Source organism: Sporotomaculum syntrophicum (genome assembly GCF_009932395.1).
GTDB classification, from domain to species: domain Bacteria; phylum Bacillota; class Desulfotomaculia; order Desulfotomaculales; family Desulfallaceae; genus Sporotomaculum; species Sporotomaculum syntrophicum.
Genome location: NZ_LSRS01000003.1, coordinates 464,961 through 488,197, shown reverse-complemented (window position 1 = coordinate 488,197; position 23,237 = coordinate 464,961). Strand labels below are relative to the sequence as shown.

Sequence of the window (23,237 nt, the reverse complement as noted above, 5' to 3'; positions counted from 1 at the left end):
AAGGTGGCTTAAAATATGTACAAAAAAATTTTAGTTCCCCTGGATGGTTCGGCTACTGCGATGATGGCAGCAGCGCAGGCCATTGATATAGCAGAGAAATACAGCGCACAGGTAACTTTATTACATGTCTGCCCTAATTTTAATTTCATGAACGAATTTAGCATGCATGCGGCCATAGATTATACCCAGCTTAAAGAAGAGTTTACAGTACAGGGTGAAAAGATACTGGCTGATGCCCTGGCAAAATTTCCAGATACACAGGTCAACATCAATAAAAAACTGGTCTGGGGCTATCCCTCCGAGGAGATTATTCAGGAGGCTAATGAGGGCGGGTATGATCTAATTGTAACTGGTAGTCGTGGCCTGAGTGCAATTAAGGGTTACCTGATGGGCAGCGTAAGCAACCGGGTCACCAAGCACGCCCCTTGTCCGGTGTTAGTGGTTAGATAGAAATAAGTCGATATTGTTTTTAGAGCCGGAATATAATAAAATACAGTAGTACCTTTCAATTTGCATGGTTTTCGGCCTGAACAGGCCGGAATTTTTATTTTTTCAACACCGCATAAAACCCCGGAGGTGTTTATACATGGCAATTCAGGAAGTGCGAGTCCGAACCACACCCTACTTGGAAGATATCAAGGGTAAATATTTGCTGCGTGAAATTCAAAACACATTGCATATTAACGGTATCACCGGGCTGGTTACCGCCAAGGTCTACCGTCTCGAAGGCATCTCTGTCCAGCAGGCTGAATTTTTAGCGCGCCGCCTGCTGGCTGAAGAAGTATTTCAGAATTATACGGTCAACGAAACCATAATCAAAGACGCCGATAAACTGGTTGAAGTAGCTTACAAGCCGGGCGTGATGAACCCGGAGGCAGGTTCTATTTTAAAGGCAGCCGCTGATTTAGGCATTACTGAAATGGTGGCTGCAGACTCCAGCTATGAATATGGTTTTTACGGCAATTTAACAGATACTGATACTGAGCTTATCTTATCCAGATTACTGGTTAATGAAACGGTAGAAAAGGTGGTAACGGAAAAACCGGCCACCTTAATCATTCAAGGCCAGCCCGGCGGCACACGGGTGATACCGATAAGAAATATGGATGACGCGGCACTGCTGGAGCTGAGTAAGGACAACCTGTTTTTAAGTCTTGAAGAAATGCAGGCAATCCGTAATTACTTTATCAACCTGGATCGCGACTCCACCGACTGCGAGATAGAAACACTGGCTCAAACCTGGTCTGAGCACTGCGGGCATAAAACCTTTAAGGCCACCGTGCTGGTAAACGGCCAGGCCAAAAAGCCCTTATACCAAAGGTTGCGGGAGTCCACCAACCAAGCTGCGCATCCGTTGGTACTGTCCGCCTTCGAAGACGATTCAGGCGTTATGCACTTTTACGACGGTTTGGCCCTGTGCGGCAAGGTGGAAACCCATAACTCCCCGTCGGCCATTGAGCCCTATGGCGGTGCCATGACAGGCAGCGGCGGTGTTTTCCGGGATATCATGGGCACCGGCACCGGCGCCAAGGTAATCGCCTCTACAGATATGTTTTGCTTTGCACCACCGGATTTGCCCGATGATGAGGTGCCCCCGGGCTGTCTGCATCCCCATTACCTGCTGCGCCGGGTGGTTGACGGGGTGCGGGATTATGGCAACCGGATGGGCATCCCCACTAACAATGGCTCGGTTCACTTCCACCGGGATTTTAAAGCTAAACCCTCTGTTATTGTGGGCGCCTACGGGCTTATTCCTGCCGCAGACGCCGGCAAAAGGCGGCCGGTCACCGGTGATCTAGCAGTGGCGATCGGAGGTCGGACAGGACGGGACGGCATTCACGGGGCTACTTTTTCCAGCGGTGAAATGACTTCCCGAACAATGGACGTCAACTCCAGCGCTGTGCAGATCGGCCATGCTATTGAAGAAAAACGCATGAGCGACGCTTTGTTGCGGGCACGAGAGGAAAAATTAATCCGGGCTATCACCGACTGCGGGGCGGGCGGTTTCGCTTCCGCCTTTGGGGAAATGGGTGAGGACACCGGTGTACGCATTTATTTGGACCGAGCGCCGCTGAAATACCAGGGGCTGGCACCGTGGGAAATCTGGGTGTCGGAAAGCCAGGAAAGAATGGGCCTGGCTGTGCCCCCGGAGCATATGGAGCGCCTGGAGGCCATCTGCCGGGAGCATAATGTTGAAGTAACCGTGATCGGTGAGTTCACCGATACCGGTAAGTTGGAACTATTCTATCATGATGAGCTGGTCGGGGAACTGACCATGGAGTTCTTGCATCACGGCCTGCCCAAACGTGTTATGAGGGCAGTACCCCAGGAGCGCCCGGTGCAGATGATTGAACCTGATTATCCAAGGGATTGGGAACATGCCTGTATACAAGTAATGCAGCACCTTAATGTATGTTCCAAAGAGCCGATTGTGCGTATGTACGACCATGGTGTTCAGGGCAGCAGCGCACTGCCGCCTTTTGCAGGAGAAGCGGGGAACGCCCCCAATGACGCGGTGATCATTGCCCCGGTGCCCGGTAAAAAATACGGGGCTGTGATTGCTCACGGGTTAAACCCCGTGCTTAACGCCATCGACCCATACGCGGGCAGCATCTGGGCAGCTACCGAAGCAGTGGCTAACGCTGTGGCTTCGGGCGCTAATCCGGACGAACTGATGTTAATCGACAATTTCATTTGGCCGTACCCGGATGAAGCATCCATGTATGACTTGGACAGGGCTGTAGATGCCTGTGTAGATTTTGTCCGGGCTACAGGCATGCCCTTTATTTCGGGTAAGGATAGCCTGAGCAGTACCTACCGGGCACCGGACGGCTCAGTGCTTAAAATACCACCCGTACTTTGCATTTCCTGCTTTGGACGGATACCAGACGTCACTCAAACTGTATCTACCGACTTTAAGCAAACAGGCAGCGTTATCGTTCTGGTTGGCCAACGCGAAGTACAACAAATGAGCGGCTCATCCTATTTTGACATAACCGGTGCAGCCTCGCCCCATGTGCCGGTAATTGACCCTGACCGGCTAATCACCACACTGCGTTGTCTTTACCAGGCTAACCGCAGCGGTAAGGTACTGGCCTGTCATGACATCAGCGAGGGCGGGCTGCTGGCTGCGCTGGCTGAAATGTGCCTGGGCGGGGGCGTGGGTGCCTCTATAGAAGTACCTGCCGGCGAGCGGGCAGATTACTACCTGTTTAACGAAACAGCGGGCTGCTTCCTGGTGGAACTGGACGACCTAACCCAGGCCGTTGAGCTTTTCATGGATGTGCCCTATAGCATTTTGGGTAAAACTACCGCTGAGCCAAATATTTCAGTAACTCAAGACAACAACAGTCTTTTTAATATAGCTACAGCCAAACTGTTTGCAGCCTGGCAAAAACCCATGCAGGAGGTGTTCGGCGGATGTTAAATACAAGCCAAGTTAAACCGCGGGTATGTATACTGCGCACCGACGGCACTAATTGTGACCAGGAAACGGCATACGCCTTTAATAAAACAGGCGGGGAAAGCCATCTGGTACATGTTAACCAGCTGAGAAGCGGTGCGGAAAAGCTTTCGGATTACCAAATACTGGCCGTGCCCGGAGGATTTTCCTATGGTGATGATATTCACTCCGGTAAAGTGTTATCTGTTGAGCTAGCCTCTTTTTTAAACGATCAACTGCGTCGGTTTGTTGACGACGGCAAACTGGTGCTGGGTATCTGTAACGGTTTTCAGGTGCTGGTACGCACCGGTCTTTTGCCCTGGGGCGAGCTGGGTACTATTCAAGCTACGCTCATGGAAAACGACAGCGGACATTTTGAATGTCGTTGGACTAACCTATTAGTGGAACAAAACAACTGCGTATTCACTCAGGGTATGGCCGGAACTGTGATACAGTACCAGGTGGCCCACGGGGAGGGCAAATTCTACACCGACGAGGTCACTCTAGAGAAAATCGAGCAGTCGGGGCAGGTGGTGTTTCGTTATGCCAGCACTACCAGCGGGCAGGCGACACAGGATTACCCGCAAAATCCCAACGGTTCGCTGCACGCCATCGCCGGCATTTGCGATAAAACCGGACGGGTACTGGGGTTGATGCCACATCCGGAAAGGTTTGTGGAAACATTCCACCATCCCAACTGGCGCCGAGTTCAACTGGGTGAGCCCCACGGCCTGCCCCTGTTCCGTAATGCCGTGGCCTACGCCGCTCAAACCGGGGCCGGGTGTTAGCAGGCTGATACCGGTGGTAACTATCACTGCAGGCACGACTAGATAAGTCAGGTCTCAGGTATCCTGGCTGACGCGCCGGCAAATTTTTCGAGCATATACCGTTAAAAGGCAGGGGATTAAATTGCTTTTTCGTAAAGCTAAAATTTCGGATATTGAAGCCATCCATCAACTAATTACTTACTTTGCCGACAAGAACCAAATGCTTGCCCGCTCCCGTTCGTCTTTATATGAAAGTTTACGGGAGTTTAGCGTTGCTGATGTAGGCGGCCGCGTGGTTGGGGCAGGCTCACTGCATATCATTTGGGATGATTTAGCAGAAATACGCTCCCTGGCAATCGATGAAGATTACCAAAACCAAAATGTCGGTCGAGGCCTGGTGGACACTTTCCTGGCCGAGGCAGTAGACCTGGAAATACCCAGGGTTTTTGCCCTTACTTACCAGGCACCCTTTTTTATCAAATGTGGATTTCGAATCATTGATAAAGAAAACCTGCCCCAAAAGGTGTGGAAGGAATGCATTAACTGCCCCAAATTCCCTAATTGCGATGAAATAGCCGTAATAAAGGAACTTTACCTGTAAAAAAAATCCCCTCAATTGTATAGCGCGGGCTTAACCGGGTGATATTGAAATAAGATGAAACTACGAGGAGGAACTATTATGCCTGAACCCCAACCGGTAATGCCCCGCAGCTGGCGCACAGAAACCAAGCCGCATAAATTTTGCCCGGGATGTGGTCACGGACTGGTTTTAAAATGCCTGGGTGAGGCCATCGACGAGCTGGGTATCCAAGATCGCGCCATCTATGGCTGCGATATCGGCTGCTCACTACTGTCCTATAATTTTTTCAACGTGGACAGCGTGCAAACTCACCACGGGCGCACCACCCCGGTGGTTACCGGCATTAAAAGGGCGAACCCTGATACCATATGTATTGCTTACATGGGCGACGGTGGCGGGTATGCCATTGGCTCACAGCACCTGGTCAACTCAGCCGGCCGCAATGAAAATATTACGGTGATTTTAGCCAACAATACTGTATATGCCATGACCGGTGGGCAGATGGCCCCAACCACCATGCCAGGCCAAAAAACTGAAACCACCCCTTATGGGCGCGAAACCGGCCCTACAGGCTATCCGATGCTGGGACCGGAAATGGTAGCCGCTATCACCCAGGAAGGCGCCTATGTAGCCCGGGGCACTATTGCCAACTTAAGGCAGCTAAAAAGCTACATTAAAAAAGCGCTGGAAAACCAGATGAACGGGCGAGGCTTTTCCTTTGTCGAAGCACTTGCTGCCTGCCCCACTAACTGGCGTACTAATGCCAAAGAAACCTGGAGATTTGTAGAAGAAGTTATGACTCAACACTTTAAGATAGGCGAACTAAAGAACCCTGCAGCAGAGAAAATAGTTAAGCCGGCCCATTAAACGGGTCCGGCTTTATACTATGGGCTAAGGGGGATTCGGCTACTAACAGACTACCCGTTAGACTTAACGCAGCCGCATCCTCCCGAGTCCATGCCAACCAGTATATCATTAAAGGAACCCTCCACTAAGTATCGCAATTCAAAACAGAATATTTGACTTTTACCCCAAAAAAATTAACAATACGTCAGGTAATACATAAATTCCAAAGTATTACAATAATAGTTAGGATGAGAACTATAAGCTGCCGTGACTGCTGCCATTTTGGATGTATATAACATTATATATCTCCTTTCGTTGCCCTTTGAAATGATAAACATGTTTAAACTTTCTGGAAATTTAACATCTTTTTAAGCCAAATATAATAATTGCGGGTCGGTATCTAGGGCAAGAGCAGAAGGCCGGTGTTGGCGACCAATATAATCTTTTCTATAATGATCACCCCCCTTAAAGCCATTTAGTTCAATTCGAAAATTCTGACAATTTAAAAGTGAGTAATCAATAGTATATTGAGTAATGCATAAATTCCAATGTATTGAGGTAACCAAGCTGCTTATTGTAAGCCGATGTTGCTATAACCATTTTGAATAATTCCATTCAAAACACCTCCTTTAACTTAATTTACTTGAAAATTTTGACATCTCTGAATAGATAAATTATTGCTATATTCTATTCGATAAATTAGCAAAACGTTCATGTAATTAAGCTTAATGGAATGGAAAATGAATGAAAAAATTCAATATTGGCAATAATTTTCTTATTAAAGTTTAGCACACATAGAAAAGATTGACAAGGAGGTTTTTAAATATTTCTAAAAATCGCATAAATTATTATATGCAGCACCCGCCCCGGGATGAACGCACACGGTTAGCCAGAGCGGTAGATTTTGCACTGACAGTATTGGTTACCTGGTTGCTCACCATTATTGCCGCTCAGTATTTACCACTGGGATTAACTGCAGCCAAAGTAACCGTTATCGTCATCATGCTAATGGAATTAATTTTTATCACTAAAGTAAAAGTGATCAGAAGTAAAGCACTGGACATTCACCGGGACATCTGGTTTAGTGCCCGCAAATGCCGGCAAAATATCTATAACATCAAGGACCGGGGAGAATTTGCCCAGCTTATCAAGCAGCTGCTCGAAGGCCTGGCCCCCTTTGAAAAGTTAATAAACCTCAATCCTGGCGTAAATTCGACAATTGACATCTCCGGTTACCTGCGCAATCAAAAAATAGGTGTCATGTGCTTAAATCTAAACGGGGAAGAACAGAGGGTACACACTGAGCAGATTAAAGGCTTCTTAAAGGAAGTCAAGCAAGCTCATCTCGCTAAAGGCATAGTAATCACCAGCGGCTCTTTTACAGAAGATGCTCGCCGGTTTGTACGGAGGATGAATGGACGGGTGAAAATTTTCCTGATCGACGGATACGGTTTATTGCATTTAGCTAAGCGTACCCAGCACCCCATATTTACGATGGAAAAATGGGAGGAAGAAAGGGACATCAGAATGACTGGGAAAGAAATAGCCCTTTCCATTAAGGAAAATATTATTACTTCCAAAAAAAGAGCTCTTTTATTCACCATTCTCGGAGTGGTATTTATAGTCATTGCTGCCTTACAAACAGGCTTATTCAGTGTCATATACCTTATTTTTGGTGTGATTAATTTATTTATCGGTCTGACTGGTTTTATCATGCGCTTACTGCATAAAAACGAATTGATTTTTGATTAACTTCTAATTTAACCAGGCATTGTAGGCCATGATATAATTCCACCCGCTTCTGCGGCCCCGGCTTATATCACAAAAGACATAATCGCAGGCTCCAGCAGGGTCGTACTTTAGTTTATCCTTGTACTGTTGTTCTTCCTAGCTGTGCACAACTTCGCACCTCTATCTTAGGTAATAAGAAATCCCCTTCCCCAAAAAATGGGGGGGGATTTCTATTTCAAGCCGTAATGACCAGCATGTAGCAATCTTGGCTCGGCCATTACGAACCTTACGTTTATATCATTCCGCTCATCAATAATATACTGCTGTTAATTTTTATTATTTATCTTCCACAGCATAACCACCAAAAAGTGGAAAGAATATTAACAATAACAGTAGAAACAAGATAATAGAACTGCTACCTCCACCACCGTAAGCCATTTACAACCCTCCTTTCATTTCCACATCAATAAGAAAAGATAATTACGCTTCAGTCACAGTATCATGGCCGGCCCCAATAGCCAATACCAAACACGTATAGGAATTGGTAAAGATTGAAACTAGCACCATATGCCACTGGAAGCCCTCTCAAAAAGCTAATTAATTCTACCAACACTTCATGTTATGCAATACGCGACAAAAGGTGCATGTCATTAATTTAACTAATTAACATGGACTGGAAAATATTAGCGTAGTTGGTATATTGAGTAACGTGATTGACCATTAATTCATAATATGTACACAGGAGGTGCATTTATATGGCAAGGCAACCATTATTTCCATCCACATGCCCGGTGGGGTATCGGCAATATACTGTAATATCTGGAGATACTTTTTATTTAATTGCCAGGCGCTATAATACAAGTATGGATTCTTTAATAGCTGCCAACCCACATATAACGAACCCTGCTCAGATTATGCCTGGCGATGTGTTATGTGTTCCGGGACGCGCGGAAGAAGACATGGGGCAAACCAAAAGCGAATTGGCAGAAAACGGCCAGGAGATGGAGAGAGAGGGCACTAGAGAAGATAGCCTGGTAGAAGATGAAATGACGGAAACCAGGGGTACAATTAATTTAGCCACTACAACAAGCACAGTAGATACCGGTTTGCTGGAGGTTCTCATCCCTAAATTTGAAAGAGAGTATGGCTATAATGTCAGGGTGTATTCAGTAGGCTCAGGCAGGGCGATTTCATTGGGTCAAAGAGGGCAGGTGGACGTACTGCTTACCCACACTCCAGAAGAAGAAAGGCCTCTGGTCAGAAGCGGTGAGTTTATTAATTACAGGCCGGTAATGCACAACGATTTTGTTATAGTCGGACCCCCTTCAGACCCGGCAGCAATAAGAGGGCAAACATCTGCCGCTCAGGCCTTCAGGAAAATTTCTGAGCGCAGGGCTACCTTTATATCACGTGGAGATAATTCCGGGACCAATCAAAAAGAAATGGAAATTTGGTCTAAAGCAGGCATTGAACCCCAGGGAACATGGTACAGAAGATCAAATGCCGGAATGGCCGATACTCTGCAAATAGCTTCTGAACAAAATGGTTATACCTTATCAGACCGGGGTACTTACCTGGCCGAACGAAATAATTTAAACCTAGAGCTGCTGGTGGAAGGTGACCCCATTTTGCAAAACTACTATCATGTCATGCAAGTTAACCCCGCTAAGAATCCGCAGGTAAACGCAGAGGGTGCAGAATCTTTTGTTGAATTTATGGTCAGCGAGCAAGTTCAAAATATTATATTGACTTATGGTGAGGAGCGCTTCGGCCAGCCGTTGTTTGTTCCGGATGCGTTAAACGATTAATTACACCAATAGTTTTGACTTGGATATGCACTTGAAAAGCCTTGTGCAAACAAGGCTTTTCGAATTATTGAGCAAATTAATAGGTCAAGGAGAGCTATTTTACTTGACTAAATAGTTAATAAACTCGCTATCACACAACGCCAGTACCTGGATTGGTCGAGAATGATTCTGTCTTCTTCTACGAAATGCCAGGCTTTAGCCAATCAAACTCTAGATTTGTACAGACAGAATTTCTTCTTTAGACCGGATAATGTTATAATAGTTGCATTGGCTCACCTTTGTTCCTTGTATATGTCGTTACAAGTATATGTCGTTACAGCATTGCATTAAACTTCTCATTAAAAAGCATTATGATAAAATTAAATAGATAAATTATTTACATAGATTTCTCTGAAAGGAAAGCATAGTGACATGATAACTTTAACCAAGGCTTGGGATTGGATAAGCACTTGTGGAATAGTTTTTGTTTTGACATTATTCATTAGCATTTTTATCTTCCAACCTTATAAGGTTGAAGGGCATTCAATGAACCCGACTTTGCATGATCAGGAGAGGATTTATGTTTCTAAACTGCAACACACCTTTTCTTGCATGCCGGAATACGGTGATATCGTCATTATTGATAGCCGGGTTAACCGCAATCGTTCTATAAAGGATGATATTATGGAGTTTCCTATTTTTCAAGCGATACGAGGAAAAACGGAGCATGTTTATTTTGTGAAGAGAGTAATTGGGAAACCTGGTGATGTAATAGAGTTTAAAGACAATGTATTATACCGAAATGGTGAAAAGTTAATAGAGCCTTATATCAAAGAGGCTATGCTTTATAATCCAGAAGAAAAGTGGGTTGTTCCTGAAGGCCATATCTTTGTGATGGGAGATAATCGTAATCATAGCCTTGACAGCAGAGCTCTAGGCTATATACCCATTGATCATAACATGGGAAAGATGCTTTTTTAACTATCTAAAAACGCCCCGTTCCTGCATTACTTGACAGTAATATCAGAAATGGGGCGTTTTCGTTTTTACAAAGCTGGAAAAAATGTATCGACAGCAACCAAATCAAATCTCGTTAAACATTCTAAGAGTCAATGTCTAACAGATACTAATATGTATAGATGGTGTAAAATAGCAGAAAATATATACCATAAACTAAGGGAGGCTGCTATGCACCTGTTACCCGGCGTATCAAAGACGGTTATTTTGATAAGCTGGGCATAACCGCCCTGGCGCTGATGCCCACAGCCGAAGTGCCTATGAAGCAAGGACTGGGTTATGAGCCGTGCACCTTCATGACTGTGGAAAAGGACTTCGGCACTCCGGATGATTTCAGAGAAATGATTAATGAGTCTCACCGGCACGGTCTGGCCGTGCTTATAGATCAGGTGTTAACTCTAAACAGTAGCAAGTCTAGGAGTCCATGGTACAATTCACAGATTTAAGTGTTTTTTATGAACTATACCCCGCATATCGGATACTTAAAGAAAGTTCCGAAATGCGGGGTATGACTCAATACCTTGTTACAACCATTTAACGCGGGTCATACCCAACAACCGACCAAATTCCGGTCTCGTCCTGCCGGACAAGTCGCTGCAGGTAAACTTGTTTAACCGGGCCATTGGCAACCTCTACTACTGCTTCGGCGCCGTTATTTGTTACCAGTTTAAAGGATGACATTGGCATCTCGGGTTCGCCGCTAATCCCCTCCGGCGTCACCTTTAAGTTAACAAAAGTAAGTGATACTTGTAAGGGATCAAGCTGCCAGGGGCTGCTTCCTCTATCCACTTGCTGCTGGCTAGCGCTGGTAATTTCCATATCCACCGGCACCTTGACCTGGGCTTTGTTCACCATATTTGCACCCGTATCCGGCAGAGTGAGATCGGCAGCAATTTGACGGGCTAACTCCAGTCGCCGCAGCCCTTCAACTTTGATTTCAATGCCATTCTGCCGCCACCGTAACCGTTCCCACCATATTTCCAGAGGGCCGCCGGCGGCGGTGCCAAGGGCTGAATTAGCAACCGGCTCAAATGCTCCCTGGGCCTTAGTTTCAACAATTGTAGTATCACCGTAATCCAAAACGATACGGTCTTTAAAAGCAAAGATACGGTCCGGTGCTTCCTTCGGGGGCAATGGTGTTAGACTGCTGATAACAGCCGCTTCTTCCACTGTAGCCACCAATTGTCCCGGATCCTTATCTACCAACTTATATCCTTCAGGCGGCTGGTAGGCAAAGATTTGAAAATCTATCTTGGTGTTTGGTTCAAAACTAACGAATGTATAGGTGGTTTGAAGCGCATTTTGCATAGCTGTCTGCAATTGAATGGGAAGATTAGTTTCTATATCAACCCAAAGATAGTAGGCTAAGCCTCCCGGTGGCAATATTTCAAGCTTTGTGGCCTTACGTCCGGCAACAATATCTGAACCGGCAACAGTATGAGGGTATTGTTTAGCCCGTTTAGCCTCATCCCGCAAGTCAAACCCATGTCGTGTGGGGTCCGGTACCAACGGTAACAAGGCCACTTCTTTACTTTGTGGCCTTACCTGCCATTTTTGTTCGCCATTGTTGACGGTTAAAGTACCGTCGTCTAGCCGCACGGCATACTTTTCTCCTTCTGACCAGAGTTCCACCCGGCGGATCATCCATTCCTCTCCGGCTGCGTTTTGGGAACGCATCTCCAGGACACCATGATAATTGGATAATTGAGCTACTGCCTTTTCCATAGCGTACACCACATCGCGGTTGAATAAGCCGGTCCAGCTTGCCAACACCGCAAGTAATAGTATACCTGCTGCCAATGCCGCAACAGGTGGTAAAGCCCACTTGCGGCGCGGACGCCCGGCCGTGGTTTCACGGTTTGGGTTGTCGCGTTTTATATTCGGGTTAATCGTTTGTTGGCCATCGGTAAATTTGTTTTTTTGTATTTCGGTGGCTATAGCTTTAGCCAGTTTTTGTGGATACCCGGAGTTTGGTAGTGCCGGCTCTCTTAAAGTACGGACCAGCCTGGCCGTTTGCAACAATTTTTCTAATTCCGGAGTATCGGCAATTCCCCGGTTTTTTTTGGGCTCGTGTTCCGCATTCAAATCATCAATATAATCGGAAAGTCTGTTTTCGGGATTATTCATTTTTCATCCCTCCTTATCTAGTCATTGCTATCCAGGACCTTTGCCAAAGCCTGCAAAGCCCGGTATTGAGCCGTGCGGACAGCAGCTTCTGTTTTTCCTACCAGCTTGGCTGTCTCAGCTACCGAGTAACCTTTAATAATTCTTAAATCAAGAACGGTACGCTGCTTTGCGTTTAATCTAGCTAAAGCATTTTCAATTTGCATACGCTGGGTAATGGCAATTTGCTGGTCCTGTTCCAAATTAACTGTTTCTTGTGGATTTATTTCATCAAAATTAACCGGTACTCCCCGGCGTTTCTTTTGGCGCCAACGGTCACGTAATACATTTAAGGCTACAGTCTTCATAAAACACGGAAAATCTTGAACGGAAATATTATGCTCTTGCAAATAAGTCAGGGTTTTAACATAGGTTTCCTGGGTAATATCCTCTGCCTCCTCACGGTTTTGCACTTTAAAATATATAAAACGATAAAGAGGTTCCCAAGTGGCCATGCAAATCTGTTCAATTGATTTGATATCACCTTCTTGAGCCTTCTTAAGATAATTAACAGTCATCACAAGTCCTGACACCTTCTCTCCCTGCCGGTTACTACATCGTTGGGATATCCTCGACTTTAAGGCTATGCTCCATAGTGAGGTGTATCCCTTTTCCTTTAAAAACGAATAAGTAGACCAAATGTTACTTGAAAATATTTGTAAGCCCGATTGACTCGGGCTTAAATCGAAAATGCACTAATTTTAGATTCCATGTTAAATCTTACAGCCTTCATTAACAAGGGTTAAAGATAGCATTGCTTTCCATTTTAATTGAATATTAAAAGTATTAAAATAGCTATTGATAATATATTATGAGAAGGATTTTATGATAAAATTATTTTCGCATGCATCATAGTCAATGTACATGGACTATCAGCTAAAGAGATGTACTCTTTAACTGGTGGTTTTTATATACTAATTAATATACTATAATGTTTCCTCAAAACAAGACAGACAGATTAGCGGAAATAAGTTAAAATGTAGTATGGGTGACATTATTTTGCATAACAAACAGCATTTTAAATTGGAGTGAAACTAAATGTCAAAGGAAGAAAAAAACCAAATCGAACTGCTGCCCATAATGGAATTAGGTCTAGAACAGCTTCGCTTTTCTTGTAAAGAAGAATACCTGGACTTCGAAACAACTGCCACCGTCGCTCCCCTGGAAGGGATGATCGGCCAGGAGCGTGCGGTGAAGGCTATGGAGTTCGGCCTGCATACAAAAAAACCTGGCTATAATATTTTTGTTTCCGGCATGGTGGGAACAGGGAAATTAACCTACGCCAAACAGGTGGTGCACAAGCTGGCCAAAGGGCAGCCCGTGCCCCGGGACTGGTGCTATGTCAATAATTTTGAAGACAGCAGCCAGCCTATTGCCATCAGTTTACCGGCGGGTACAGGCGAGGCCTTCCGCCAGGATATGAAGGAACTGCTGGACAACCTGCGCAATGATTTACCTGAAGCCTTGAGCAGCGAGGATTTTGAACGGAAAAGAGCGGCCATCAGGAAAGCCTTTCAGGAACAACAGATCGCCAAGCAGGAGGCCCTGGCTGAAAAGGCTAAAGCGCTATCAATAACCATCAGGTGGTCTAATACCGGCTATATGCTGGTGCCGCTGCTGAATGGCGAGCCGGTTTCAGAGGAAGAATTTGATAAACTCGACGAAGAGCAGAAAGAGATAATCAAAGCTAACCTGCAGGCGGTGCAGGAGCTAACCATAGCCGAGGTACGGCAAGCGCAGCTCGAGGAGCGGGAAGCGAAGGACAAGATCCGCGCACTGGTCAAAAAGGTGGCGCTATTTGTCGTAGGTAACCTGATCGAGGAACTGCAGGAAAAATACCGGGATAATCCCGAGGTGATCAAATACCTGGAAGCCTTGAAGCAGGATGTGGTGAAGAATGTTAAGGACTTTAAACGAACTTCATCCAGCGAAGAACAAGGGCAGATGGTTATGTTCGGTAAAACTACCAGAGAAAAAGTGGAAGAACGCCATGCAATTAACTTGCTGGTGAACAACCGCAACTGTGAGGGCGCGCCGGTTATCGTTGAGACCAACCCCAATTATTACAACCTGTGCGGTCGCGTGGAATATTCCAGCCGCATGGGTGTAGTGAGCACCGATTTCACCATGATCAAGGCCGGGGCCTTCCATTTGGCCAACGGCGGGTACTTGATCGTAAATGCCAAGGATGTGCTGATGAATCCCGGGGTTTGGGAAGCGATGAAACGGACCTTGAAAACGAAAAAACTGTCTATTGAAAGCCTGGGCGAACAATACGGCCTGATTGCCATGGCTTCTTTGAAGCCTCAAGCTATCCCGGTGGACGTAAAGGTCATTATGCTGGGTAGTCCTTATTTGTACCATCTAATGTATCAATACGACGAGGATTTCCGCAAACTGTTTAAAATTCACGCAGACTTCGACGTGCAAATGGATAATACATCGGATAATATCGGCAAACTGGCCGCCTTTATCAGTGCCACCGTTAAAAAAGAAAAGCTCAGGGAATTCACTCGCGCCGCGGTGGCCCGGGTGATCGAATATACATCAAGGTTAAGCGGTAGTCAAACCAAGTTTACCGCCCGTTTCAACCAAATCGTAGATATCATTTACGAGGCTGATTCCTGGGCGGCAATGGAAGGGGCAGCAATTATAGATGCTGACCATGTTCGACAAGCCATCGCGGAAAAACGCTACCGGGCCAACATCTATGAAGAACGTATCCAGGAAATGTTCAAGGAAGGAATATATCTCATCGATACGGACGGGGCGAAAGTGGGTCAAGTAAATGGCCTGGCCGTAATGGGAGCAGGGGAATATGCCTTCGGCAAGCCGTCCCGCATTACCGCCAACACTTATCTAGGCCGGGAGGGCGTGATTAATATCGAGCGGGAAACCAGGATGAGCGGTGCCAGCCATAGCAAAGGGGTGCTCATTCTTAGCAGCTATTTGGGTCATAAATATGCTCAGAATACGCCGCTATCCGTCACGGCCAGCCTGACCTTTGAACAGCTCTACGACGGTGTGGACGGCGACAGTGCTTCCAGTGCGGAACTGTACGCGATTCTGTCCAGCCTGGCGGAGCTGCCGCTGCGCCAGGACCTTGCCGTCACGGGCTCGGTAAACCAAAAAGGAGAAATTCAGCCCATCGGTGGGGTTAACGAAAAAATCGAAGGGTTTTTCGAGGTTTGCAAAATCAAAGGCCTTACCGGCCGGCAGGGTGTCATCATACCCAGCCGGAATGTTAAGGATCTGCAGTTAAATGAAGAGGTGGTTGCCGCTGTGGGGGAAGGTAAATTCCACATTTATGCAATCACCAGTGTGGATGAAGGGATTGAACTGCTCACCGGCGTCGCTGCCGGCGAGGCGGGCCGGGATGACGTCTACCCGGCGCAATCCGTGCACGGCCGGGTTATTGCCAAACTGCGGGCCTATCATGAAGCCTACTCGGATGATCAAGACGACAAGGATAGACAGGATGCAAGTTCATAGCATCTGCTGCTAGGCAGGTTTCTTGCCGGCTGGTGCTGGTTGTTTAATTATTGTATAATAAGCATATATTGCCATATAAAGGAGGTTAAAATAATGCAAATCCAATGGTTGGGGCATGCCTGTTTTAGTTTGACACTCTCCAATGGTAAAAGAATTATTACTGACCCGTTTGATAAAAATGTTGGCTACCCACAGCCCCAATTAACTGCAGATATTGTTACGGTAAGCCACCAGCATTCTGATCACAATGCTGTCCAACTTGTGCCCGGGAATCCGGTTGCTGTTAAGGCAGTAGGCCAATATGCATTTAATGATATTAATATTACGGGTATTCCATCTTATCATGATACCAGGCAAGGAAAGCAAAGGGGTAGTAATATTATATTCATTATTGAAGCAGAGGGTTTAAGAGCTTGTCATCTGGGAGACCTTGGCCACATCCTTGACCCGGAACAGGTTAAACAAATTGGTAGCACAGATGTTCTGTTTATTCCTGTGGGAGGTTACTTTACCATTGGCGCAGAGGATGCCGTTAAAGTTGTTGAGCAACTTAAACCAAATTACGTAATACCAATGCATTACAAAACTAATTATATTGATTTTCCTATCAGTACACCTGACGAATTTATTAAATACTACCCCGGTTACCAGGTGAACCAGGAGCTTACATTAAAGGCTGAAAAAGTTTCCGCTGCTCCAAAGGTCATCATGCTTGAATTAAATTCTAAATAAACAAACTTTTTTTGTATGTATTAGAGAAGAAGGCCAGGAAATCAGTTAGACTTCCTGGCCTTTTTACATCGTTATCTTTTTTTGCTTTTTGCTTTGATAAATTTCCTGGCGTTTTTTATACCGCCCATGGTTGAAAACATAGTGTTTATTTTTTCTGCTTCAATTTGCTTTGAGTTTAGCCCGTCGTACTTCGCTTCTTTTTTAAGCTTTAGGTAGCTTGCCAATCTTTGCTCCATAAGTTCACCATTCTGGATAGCCTTTTGCACCGCACACCCCGGTTCACTCTGGTGAGAACAGTCACGGAATTTACACTGCTCAGCAAGCATATCAATATCTGCAAATGCCCTTGATAAATCAGCGTTTTCAAAGCCCAGCTCTCTCATTCCGGGTGTATCAATAACAATTCCACCATTTTGGAGAACCAGTAATTGTCTCCGTGTAGTGGTATGCCTGCCTTTACCATCTCTGCGGATTTCGCTGGTATGCAAAATCTCTCTGCCTGCCAAGCGATTAATTAATGTGGATTTGCCTACACCTGAGGAGCCAATAAAAGCTACGGTTTTACCGGGCTGAACATACGACAGGATACTTTTATACCCGTCCTCCGACATAGCCGACGTGACCAATACATCTACACCAATTGCCACAGATGCAACCTGTGTTAACTTCTCCTGTAAGTTATGGCAAATATCAGATTTGGTCAGCACAACTACGGGAATAGCGCAGCTGTCCCACGCTATAGAAAGGTAACGCTCCAACCGGCGCAGATTGTAGTCGTTATTCAGCGCCATGCAAATAAATACCGTATCAATATTTGCGGCAACTACCTGAACATCATTCTCCATTCCTACCGCCTTACGCTCAAAGGAACTTTTTCTGGTTAGAACATGTTGAATAATCGCGTTTCCATTTTTATTATCGCTGCGATCAAGCATTACAAAATCACCCACCGCGGGATAATCGGATAAGCTGGCAGCTGCATATCGTAACTTGCCGGATATTTCCGCCACAACTTCCCCTTGGCAGGTAACTGCCTGGTATAAATCCTTGTATTGCAAACAAATTCGGCCGATGACCAAATTTGGATATAGAGTTGCCTCTTGTATAAAACGTTCACTTACACCATATTTTTTAAGAATATTATCTATCAATATTATTTCCTCCTAAAAAATGATATTCATAATCACCTTTTGGGAGGCTTTATGTGTTTATTTTACCTTACACACACCTCCCTGTTATATACAATGACTGCAATATCCATTGTTTTGTACATAATTCAATCCCCTTTCATTATGATTGCCAATAGTATATCCATTCCTCATTGCGCACCATTGTGCTAAGAGGCTTGCATTTCTATTTTTGCGGTATCATATCAAAAACGTGCTTGCACTTTGGACAAGTAACCTTAAGATTACCCTTATCGATTGGCACACGCAGCTTGGCCCCGCATTCTTCACATTCAATTAAACGATGATCGACCAGCTCCAGGATTTTTGCCCGGTCAAAACCAACCACCATATCCTCGCCAATTTTAAAGGACGGTACTGCCATTATACCTTTACTCATTAAATCGGAGGCCGCTTGGGCATCAGTATTAATATCCTTTTCAATATAGTAAATTTTGTTTTGGGCAAGAAACTTCTTCGCCGTTGTACAATGCGGTCAGGTTTTCGTGGTATACAAAACGACATCCTTCAAAAATTTGACCCCCTTTAAAGCAACATTCAAGCAATCACATTTATTATTTAATGTGCAGGTCATTTACAATTATTATTATTCTATTAATAATAGCAAGTTCCTTCGAAATTGTCGCTTCCATGCCTATGTTCAAGCCAATTGTCGTCATTGCGCACTTTTTTAAATACAGCTCTCAGGTGCATTTCGGCAGCTAATAATTCATAGATTGCTATGTCTACCATAGCCGGAGTGCTGGCGTTGTCAAATTGGTTTTGAGCAATTTGCAAATTTGTGAGTGCTTCAGTCAGTAAAGGGTCGATAAAGTTATATCCTTTATGATACATTACTATCCCTCCAGGCAATTAATGCGCTTGTACCGTGTGCCGGGTAGTTCTCGGATTATTATGCGTAAACATAAGCGCTTATAACCTTAAGCTGTGTGTGAACCTCTACAATAGAAGCTACCGGGAGATATCTATGCACCAACATTCACTTTTAACTCATTATCAATCACTTCAAATATACAAATATTATTATAACCACATTGGAAAAAAGTTTTGAGGCGCAATATCCAACAATTTATATTCAGCATCGAAAAGCTTTAATTTATTCATAGACACGCCCCCTGGGTTTATTGTAATAAACCTGTATGCTGTAATTCTGTCCTATATAGCCCCCTAATAGAATTGGAGAAACTACGTGTAATACATTAATATATTATCAGGGGGTAGGTTCTAATGAGAAACAAGCAATATAGTCATGAATTTAAAGAATTAATTATAAAAGAATGTCAAGAAACAGGTAATGTTGCCTTGGTAGCCCGCAGGCATGAAATGTCAGCTAATACTATTCATACTTGGTTAAACAAACAACGCAAGAACGGCTCCGTAAAGACACTGCCAAAAGCAAAAGATGAACGTCAAAAAGCTATGGAAAAACAGCTTAAAGAAATTAGTACTGAGAATGACAGGCTAAAACGTCTTCTTGCTGATAAAGAGCTTGAGTTGGCTATTTTAAGAGAGTTAAGAGACATTCAAAACCCTCGGTAGCCGACAGAGTCGCTATAGCTAAAAGGTGGATAGATAAGGGCTATAAAGCTTCTCTGGTCCTTAGCTCTGTCGGCCTGGCTTCATCCACCTACTATAATAAAATCAAAGAAACTAAAACTGCCGTTAAGGAATTACCCCAAAATAAACCGGGGCGTAAGATATCAAAGTACTCACTAAACCTAGAAGGTGAGCAAATTTCTAACGAATTGATTAAGCAATACATTAAAGAAATAGTTACCGGAGATGGTTTCCCTTACGGTTATAAAAAAATTAACGCAACCCTAAAAGAAGATTACCAGCTTGTCATAAACCACAAGAAAACATATAGGCTCTGTAAAGAACTTAATGTATTGCGCCCTCAGAGAAAAATATACCTAAACCGCCCGATAAAGCTGGCAAAGCGAGAGAAAGTAACTGCCTCGAACCAACACTGGCAAATGGATCTAAAGTATGGCTATATTGAGGGTATGGACAGATTCTTTTTCCAGCTATCACTTATAGACGTTTATNNGATTATTACAACAATCGTCGCAGGCATGGCAGCATTGGGTACATGGCACCTGCTAAATATTATAAAGCTATCATGAACAGCCAGATGTCAGGGAAGAAGATGGTTGCCTAGCAGCCGTTCATCGAAGACCCTTTACATGGGAAGGTGTCCGTGTTAGCCTGCCTTTGGCAAAGGGCCGCAAAAGCATTAGCTGCAGCGGGTCCTGGCCGGCCCAAAGAAACACGGACACCAGGGGCCCCATGTCAAGGGCGGCTGCTCAAGATAAAATGTTGTATTCTATATAAGCTTAAGTCTTAAGTGTATATTCTCCAATTTTAGGGGTTCAAGCCGTGTCGCAATAAACCTGCCTTGTCAATTAATTAAGTTTTTCAAAAGACCTTCCTCATCGATCAAATTTCTTATTTTGGCATACGGGATGGTAAATTCGGGAATCCCTTCGGCGTGTATGGTGTATTCCAGTTCCTGAAAGTAAATAACCAGGGCATTATTTGTTAGGTAATAATCTTCAAAGTCAGTAATACCAGTGAATTCTTTAATGAGATGCAAATCCTTATTCTTGATTTGTTCCTGAATCATTTTATTGATGGTCATCCTGTAATTACTGTTGCGTCTGAATAATTCATAGAGTTGGTAGTTTCTACCGGTTGATAAGTCTACATTGATGGACTTTTGTACATTCAGGCCGTTAGCGGCTTGTTTTCTGATGGTATAAAATTGAAGATTGAGACTTAATACGCCATTATTGTTTAAATTCACTTCGTATTTGCCAAAAATATTGGCGTAAACAGCGCAGCCTTCCCGGGGAATTTGTCTATTAACCTGTTTTGTTATCAAATCATTAATAATATTTTCAACTTCTTTATCTTTTAACCCGTAAACCTGTGGGTAAGTGATATCAATGCACTGGTTTTCAATTTTGCGGTCAATTATTTGGGCTTCCATTATCTTGGCCATGATTTTCAGTTCTCCTTGCAAATTTATCAATAGCCGGTATACACCGGTACCTATAATAAATTATGTTGATAACTGCGCTTTGTGTGACGCTGATATAGCAATAGGATTTTACTATTATTAAAATAACAATAAAAATAACTATCATTGTAGGAGGGAGGAAACAAAATGAATTTAAAAAGGGTGTTAGTGGAAAGTCCAGGAGTACGAGGCCTAAAGCCAGGGAAATGGATAATTCTCCTGAACAGGCATATATGGAGGCCATAAAATACGTACGCCATTTCCTTAGGGATGATCGATTTACTGAGTATCCAGAACCCTTTATGATGGCGGTAGACATTTTTAAAACCCCCTTTTGGGTAACATATTATTACAAATAAGGTATAATTGTTCACATCAAAGCCTCGAACAAACTTAAGAATAATCCCGCCTTCAGCGCTATCATTTTCAGTACGCTGTACAACATCTCTATCAATCCGGAGCAGGTCATTACATTATTTGTTATGTACTACATAACCTGGTTGCTTTAAATATCTAATGTTCTACCTTGACAGTATTGTCCACCGTCGATATGCTTAAGATAATTGATTAATTACTTATTTATAGGAGGTTTAAAATATGTTTAAAAAGATCTTAGCTCCCGTGGATGGTTCAATCGGTTCAAAAGCAGCCGCTAAGAAAGCAATGCAAATAGCCACCGATTACGGTGCAGAGGTGACATTTGTCTATGTAGCGGTCGACATTTATAGTTCTTCCAGACTTTCCAATGAAGACTACAACCAGCTGCAATCGGCATATATGGCACAGGGCGAAGCTATGTTGGAGGATGTCATCAACGAGGTTAAAATTGAGGGTGTATTGACCAATAAAAAAATGTTAACGGGCCATCCTGCCCAGGTTCTACTTAATGAGTGCAAAGAAGGAGGATATGACCTGGTTGTCATTGGCAGCCGCGGCCAAAGTCTCATGCAGGATTTCCCAATGGGAAGTGTAAGTTCCAGAGTCGTACAATACGCGCCTTGTACAGTATTAATCGTCAGGTAAAAAGCCCAATTAGCAATAGTTATATATTAATCCCTGACAGTTATGTTAAGTCAGGGATTTAGTTTTTGGTCCAGCCTTTGCAGGACTTAAGCCATGTTCAAACTTCAGATCACGCCACACACACAACAATCATCCTTCATTTACCTGCTATATGCCAACTAATGTTTAAATTTGTCCGCTCTGCCCACATAATGATAAAGATATGCACTAGTATAATCAACGACAGGAGTCAATTATTCAATTAAGATTTAGAGTATTATATATTTTAGAAAAATTCTGGTCATTGGTGCAGGTTTTTCATTTAGCATGCAGAATAATGAATTTGAGCAAGTTTTGTTAGTGCTCACCAAATTAATTATTAGGAGGGTTGCTATGTCAAATGAAAATCATGTAAAGGTTTCCGGGCATGTGCAGGAACTGGTTGCTAACCCATCCCCGCTGGGTCTGCTGGGTCTTGCAATAGTAACATTAGTTGCTTCTTCTCAAAAAATGGACATAACGTCAGGAGTGGCCTATATTATACCATGGGCTATATTCCTGGGGGCTGCAGCTCAATTTGTAGCCGGTTGGCTGGATTTTAAACACAATAATACTTTTGGAGCTACTGCCTTTTGTGCTTATGGATTTTTCTGGTTTGCAGTTGGTTCAACCTGGTTTATGCAGACCACCGGTATTATTGGTCAAGGGTCAGGATTTGATGTCCATCAACTGGGCTTCGCCTTCCTGGGCTATTTTATCTTTACTATGTTTATGACGGTAGGAGCCATGGGCACAAACAAAGTGCTATTCATAATATTCTTTTTAATCGACTTGCTATTCCTAGGTTTATTCATGAATACTTTAGGTTGGGGCGGGGAATTTTGGCATAAACTTGCTGCCTACTCCGAATTGGCAATTTCACTAATGTCGTTTTACGGTTCTGCGGCTACATTATTAAATACTCATTACGGTTTTACAGTTCTCCCCATAGGAACACCTTTTGGAAGCCTTTACAGCAAAGCAATGGAGCTTAAAGCATCTCAGAGTTAAATTCTCCAAAGAGGACATATCTGTCAAAAATTAAGGGAGAGTGAAATACTCTCCCTTAATTTTTGAATTTTTTGAAATTGGAGGAGGCCTCCTTTGCGTTTGTTGGTCACGTTTGGTATGTTGTACTGGTAAAACAGGCTGCGAAGGGAATTAAACCTGTTAAATTGCATTTATTTAAACTGTATTAGATTACTTCAAAAATTTTTTTAGTTGTGGTATTCTATTGGAAACAAGTAAATATATTTTTCACCTAGGATTGAACTTGAAAAGATGCGTAATTATTCTTGCTAAAAAGATAAAGCATAATGAAATAATTTAAACGGTAGCAGATACCGTTTGTTTTGTTATGCTCGGGCAAGAAAGTTATGGATCTTGGCTTAGCTTTGAATAATGGGCGGCGAGAATTAGCTTTCTTACCG

Annotated in this window: 20 protein-coding genes and 1 pseudogene; 15 read left to right on the top strand and 6 right to left on the bottom strand. The window is 44.0% G+C overall.

Features of this window, described 5'->3' with window-relative positions:
* Positions 1 to 15: 15 nt before the first annotated feature.
* From SPSYN_RS07325 to SPSYN_RS07285, 9 genes are all read left to right on the top strand, one after another.
* Positions 16 to 450, top strand: coding sequence for a universal stress protein (locus tag SPSYN_RS07325; RefSeq protein WP_161821821.1), 435 nt, complete (start codon positions 16 to 18; stop codon positions 448 to 450).
* A gap of 136 nt (positions 451 to 586) precedes the next feature.
* On the top strand, positions 587 to 3,427 hold the full coding sequence (locus tag SPSYN_RS07320; RefSeq protein WP_161821820.1) for an AIR synthase-related protein: 2,841 nt from the start codon (positions 587 to 589) through the stop codon (positions 3,425 to 3,427).
* A complete protein-coding gene (gene purQ, locus SPSYN_RS07315) occupies positions 3,421 to 4,230 on the top strand; it encodes a phosphoribosylformylglycinamidine synthase I (RefSeq protein ID WP_161821819.1) in 810 nt (269 codons plus the stop codon). Before SPSYN_RS07320 ends, purQ begins: the two co-directional genes overlap by 7 nt.
* A gap of 121 nt (positions 4,231 to 4,351) precedes the next feature.
* Complete coding sequence (locus SPSYN_RS07310; RefSeq protein ID WP_161821818.1) at positions 4,352 to 4,810, top strand: N-acetyltransferase; 459 nt, start codon at positions 4,352 to 4,354, stop codon at positions 4,808 to 4,810.
* Positions 4,811 to 4,888: 78 nt separating this feature from the next.
* A complete protein-coding gene (locus tag SPSYN_RS07305; RefSeq protein WP_202623759.1) occupies positions 4,889 to 5,656 on the top strand; it encodes a thiamine pyrophosphate-dependent enzyme in 768 nt (255 codons plus the stop codon).
* A gap of 831 nt (positions 5,657 to 6,487) precedes the next feature.
* The gene (locus SPSYN_RS07300; protein ID WP_161821817.1) at positions 6,488 to 7,387 is read left to right on the top strand and encodes a restriction endonuclease; all 900 of its coding nucleotides are present in this window, start codon (positions 6,488 to 6,490) and stop codon (positions 7,385 to 7,387) included.
* A 734-nt stretch (positions 7,388 to 8,121) separates the two neighbouring features.
* Complete coding sequence (locus SPSYN_RS07295) at positions 8,122 to 9,174, top strand: substrate-binding domain-containing protein (protein WP_161821816.1); 1,053 nt, start codon at positions 8,122 to 8,124, stop codon at positions 9,172 to 9,174.
* Positions 9,175 to 9,585: 411 nt separating this feature from the next.
* Complete coding sequence (gene lepB, locus SPSYN_RS07290) at positions 9,586 to 10,134, top strand: signal peptidase I (RefSeq protein ID WP_161821815.1); 549 nt, start codon at positions 9,586 to 9,588, stop codon at positions 10,132 to 10,134.
* 227 nt (positions 10,135 to 10,361) lie between these two features.
* On the top strand, positions 10,362 to 10,616 hold the full coding sequence (locus tag SPSYN_RS07285) for an alpha-amylase family glycosyl hydrolase (protein WP_279279257.1): 255 nt from the start codon (positions 10,362 to 10,364) through the stop codon (positions 10,614 to 10,616).
* 88 nt (positions 10,617 to 10,704) lie between these two features.
* On the opposite strand, the gene SPSYN_RS07280 is transcribed toward SPSYN_RS07285, so the two are convergent.
* On the bottom strand, positions 10,705 to 12,297 hold the full coding sequence (locus tag SPSYN_RS07280; protein WP_161821814.1) for a LolA family protein: 1,593 nt from the start codon (positions 12,295 to 12,297) through the stop codon (positions 10,705 to 10,707).
* Between the two features lie 17 nt (positions 12,298 to 12,314).
* Positions 12,315 to 12,851, bottom strand: coding sequence for an RNA polymerase sigma factor (locus tag SPSYN_RS07275; protein ID WP_161822230.1), 537 nt, complete (start codon positions 12,849 to 12,851; stop codon positions 12,315 to 12,317).
* Between the two features lie 520 nt (positions 12,852 to 13,371).
* Here SPSYN_RS07275 and SPSYN_RS07270 point away from each other — a divergent pair.
* Both SPSYN_RS07270 and SPSYN_RS07265 read left to right on the top strand, forming a co-directional pair.
* Positions 13,372 to 15,825: a Lon protease family protein gene (locus SPSYN_RS07270; RefSeq protein WP_202623758.1), complete on the top strand. Its 2,454-nt coding sequence runs from the start codon at positions 13,372 to 13,374 to the stop codon at positions 15,823 to 15,825.
* 93 nt (positions 15,826 to 15,918) lie between these two features.
* Positions 15,919 to 16,557 carry an MBL fold metallo-hydrolase gene (locus tag SPSYN_RS07265; RefSeq protein ID WP_161821813.1) on the top strand — a complete coding sequence of 213 codons (639 nt, stop codon included), beginning with the start codon at positions 15,919 to 15,921 and terminating at the stop codon, positions 16,555 to 16,557.
* A 71-nt stretch (positions 16,558 to 16,628) separates the two neighbouring features.
* On the opposite strand, the gene rsgA is transcribed toward SPSYN_RS07265, so the two are convergent.
* The 3 genes from rsgA to SPSYN_RS07250 form a co-directional block, all read right to left on the bottom strand.
* A complete protein-coding gene (gene rsgA / locus SPSYN_RS07260) occupies positions 16,629 to 17,705 on the bottom strand; it encodes a ribosome small subunit-dependent GTPase A (protein ID WP_161822228.1) in 1,077 nt (358 codons plus the stop codon).
* Between the two features lie 205 nt (positions 17,706 to 17,910).
* On the bottom strand, positions 17,911 to 18,255 hold the full coding sequence (locus SPSYN_RS16315) for a glutaredoxin domain-containing protein (protein ID WP_161821812.1): 345 nt from the start codon (positions 18,253 to 18,255) through the stop codon (positions 17,911 to 17,913).
* An 83-nt stretch (positions 18,256 to 18,338) separates the two neighbouring features.
* A complete protein-coding gene (locus tag SPSYN_RS07250) occupies positions 18,339 to 18,578 on the bottom strand; it encodes a hypothetical protein (RefSeq protein WP_161821811.1) in 240 nt (79 codons plus the stop codon).
* Between the two features lie 393 nt (positions 18,579 to 18,971).
* Between SPSYN_RS07250 and SPSYN_RS07245 the strand changes: the two genes are divergently transcribed.
* Positions 18,972 to 19,283 carry a transposase gene (locus SPSYN_RS07245; RefSeq protein ID WP_161821810.1) on the top strand — a complete coding sequence of 104 codons (312 nt, stop codon included), beginning with the start codon at positions 18,972 to 18,974 and terminating at the stop codon, positions 19,281 to 19,283.
* Between the two features lie 194 nt (positions 19,284 to 19,477).
* Positions 19,478 to 19,792 (top strand): annotated as a pseudogene (locus SPSYN_RS16475) (IS3 family transposase); the annotation flags it as partial.
* Positions 19,793 to 20,145: 353 nt separating this feature from the next.
* Here SPSYN_RS16475 and SPSYN_RS07235 read toward each other — a convergent pair.
* Positions 20,146 to 20,748 (bottom strand): DUF3298 and DUF4163 domain-containing protein, encoded by a 603-nt coding sequence (locus tag SPSYN_RS07235; protein WP_161821808.1) that lies wholly within the window; start codon positions 20,746 to 20,748, stop codon positions 20,146 to 20,148.
* A gap of 615 nt (positions 20,749 to 21,363) precedes the next feature.
* On the opposite strand from SPSYN_RS07235, the gene SPSYN_RS07230 reads away from it, so the two are divergent.
* Positions 21,364 to 21,789, top strand: a complete 426-nt coding sequence (locus tag SPSYN_RS07230) for a universal stress protein (RefSeq protein ID WP_161821807.1) — start codon at positions 21,364 to 21,366, stop codon at positions 21,787 to 21,789.
* Positions 21,790 to 22,161: 372 nt separating this feature from the next.
* The gene (locus SPSYN_RS07225; protein WP_161821806.1) at positions 22,162 to 22,818 is read left to right on the top strand and encodes an acetate uptake transporter; all 657 of its coding nucleotides are present in this window, start codon (positions 22,162 to 22,164) and stop codon (positions 22,816 to 22,818) included.
* Positions 22,819 to 23,237 lie beyond the last annotated feature (419 nt).

Bases quoted from the DNA above. Each gene is read 5' to 3' on its own strand.
- SPSYN_RS07275 (WP_161822230.1), bottom strand. From the start codon at position 12,851: ATGACTGTTAATTATCTTAAGAAGGCTCAAGAAGGTGATATCAAATCA.
- lepB (WP_161821815.1), top strand. From the start codon at position 9,586: ATGATAACTTTAACCAAGGCTTGGGATTGGATAAGCACTTGTGGAATA.
- SPSYN_RS07245 (WP_161821810.1), top strand. From the start codon at position 18,972: ATGAGAAACAAGCAATATAGTCATGAATTTAAAGAATTAATTATAAAA.
- SPSYN_RS07230 (WP_161821807.1), top strand. From the start codon at position 21,364: ATGTTTAAAAAGATCTTAGCTCCCGTGGATGGTTCAATCGGTTCAAAA.
- SPSYN_RS07250 (WP_161821811.1), bottom strand. From the start codon at position 18,578: ATGTATCATAAAGGATATAACTTTATCGACCCTTTACTGACTGAAGCA.
- purQ (WP_161821819.1), top strand. From the start codon at position 3,421: ATGTTAAATACAAGCCAAGTTAAACCGCGGGTATGTATACTGCGCACC.
- SPSYN_RS07300 (WP_161821817.1), top strand. From the start codon at position 6,488: ATGCAGCACCCGCCCCGGGATGAACGCACACGGTTAGCCAGAGCGGTA.
- SPSYN_RS07305 (WP_202623759.1), top strand. From the start codon at position 4,889: ATGCCTGAACCCCAACCGGTAATGCCCCGCAGCTGGCGCACAGAAACC.
- SPSYN_RS07265 (WP_161821813.1), top strand. From the start codon at position 15,919: ATGCAAATCCAATGGTTGGGGCATGCCTGTTTTAGTTTGACACTCTCC.
- SPSYN_RS07225 (WP_161821806.1), top strand. From the start codon at position 22,162: ATGTCAAATGAAAATCATGTAAAGGTTTCCGGGCATGTGCAGGAACTG.
- SPSYN_RS07295 (WP_161821816.1), top strand. From the start codon at position 8,122: ATGGCAAGGCAACCATTATTTCCATCCACATGCCCGGTGGGGTATCGG.
- SPSYN_RS07270 (WP_202623758.1), top strand. From the start codon at position 13,372: ATGTCAAAGGAAGAAAAAAACCAAATCGAACTGCTGCCCATAATGGAA.
- SPSYN_RS07320 (WP_161821820.1), top strand. From the start codon at position 587: ATGGCAATTCAGGAAGTGCGAGTCCGAACCACACCCTACTTGGAAGAT.
- SPSYN_RS07235 (WP_161821808.1), bottom strand. From the start codon at position 20,748: ATGGCCAAGATAATGGAAGCCCAAATAATTGACCGCAAAATTGAAAAC.
- SPSYN_RS07280 (WP_161821814.1), bottom strand. From the start codon at position 12,297: ATGAATAATCCCGAAAACAGACTTTCCGATTATATTGATGATTTGAAT.
- SPSYN_RS07325 (WP_161821821.1), top strand. From the start codon at position 16: ATGTACAAAAAAATTTTAGTTCCCCTGGATGGTTCGGCTACTGCGATG.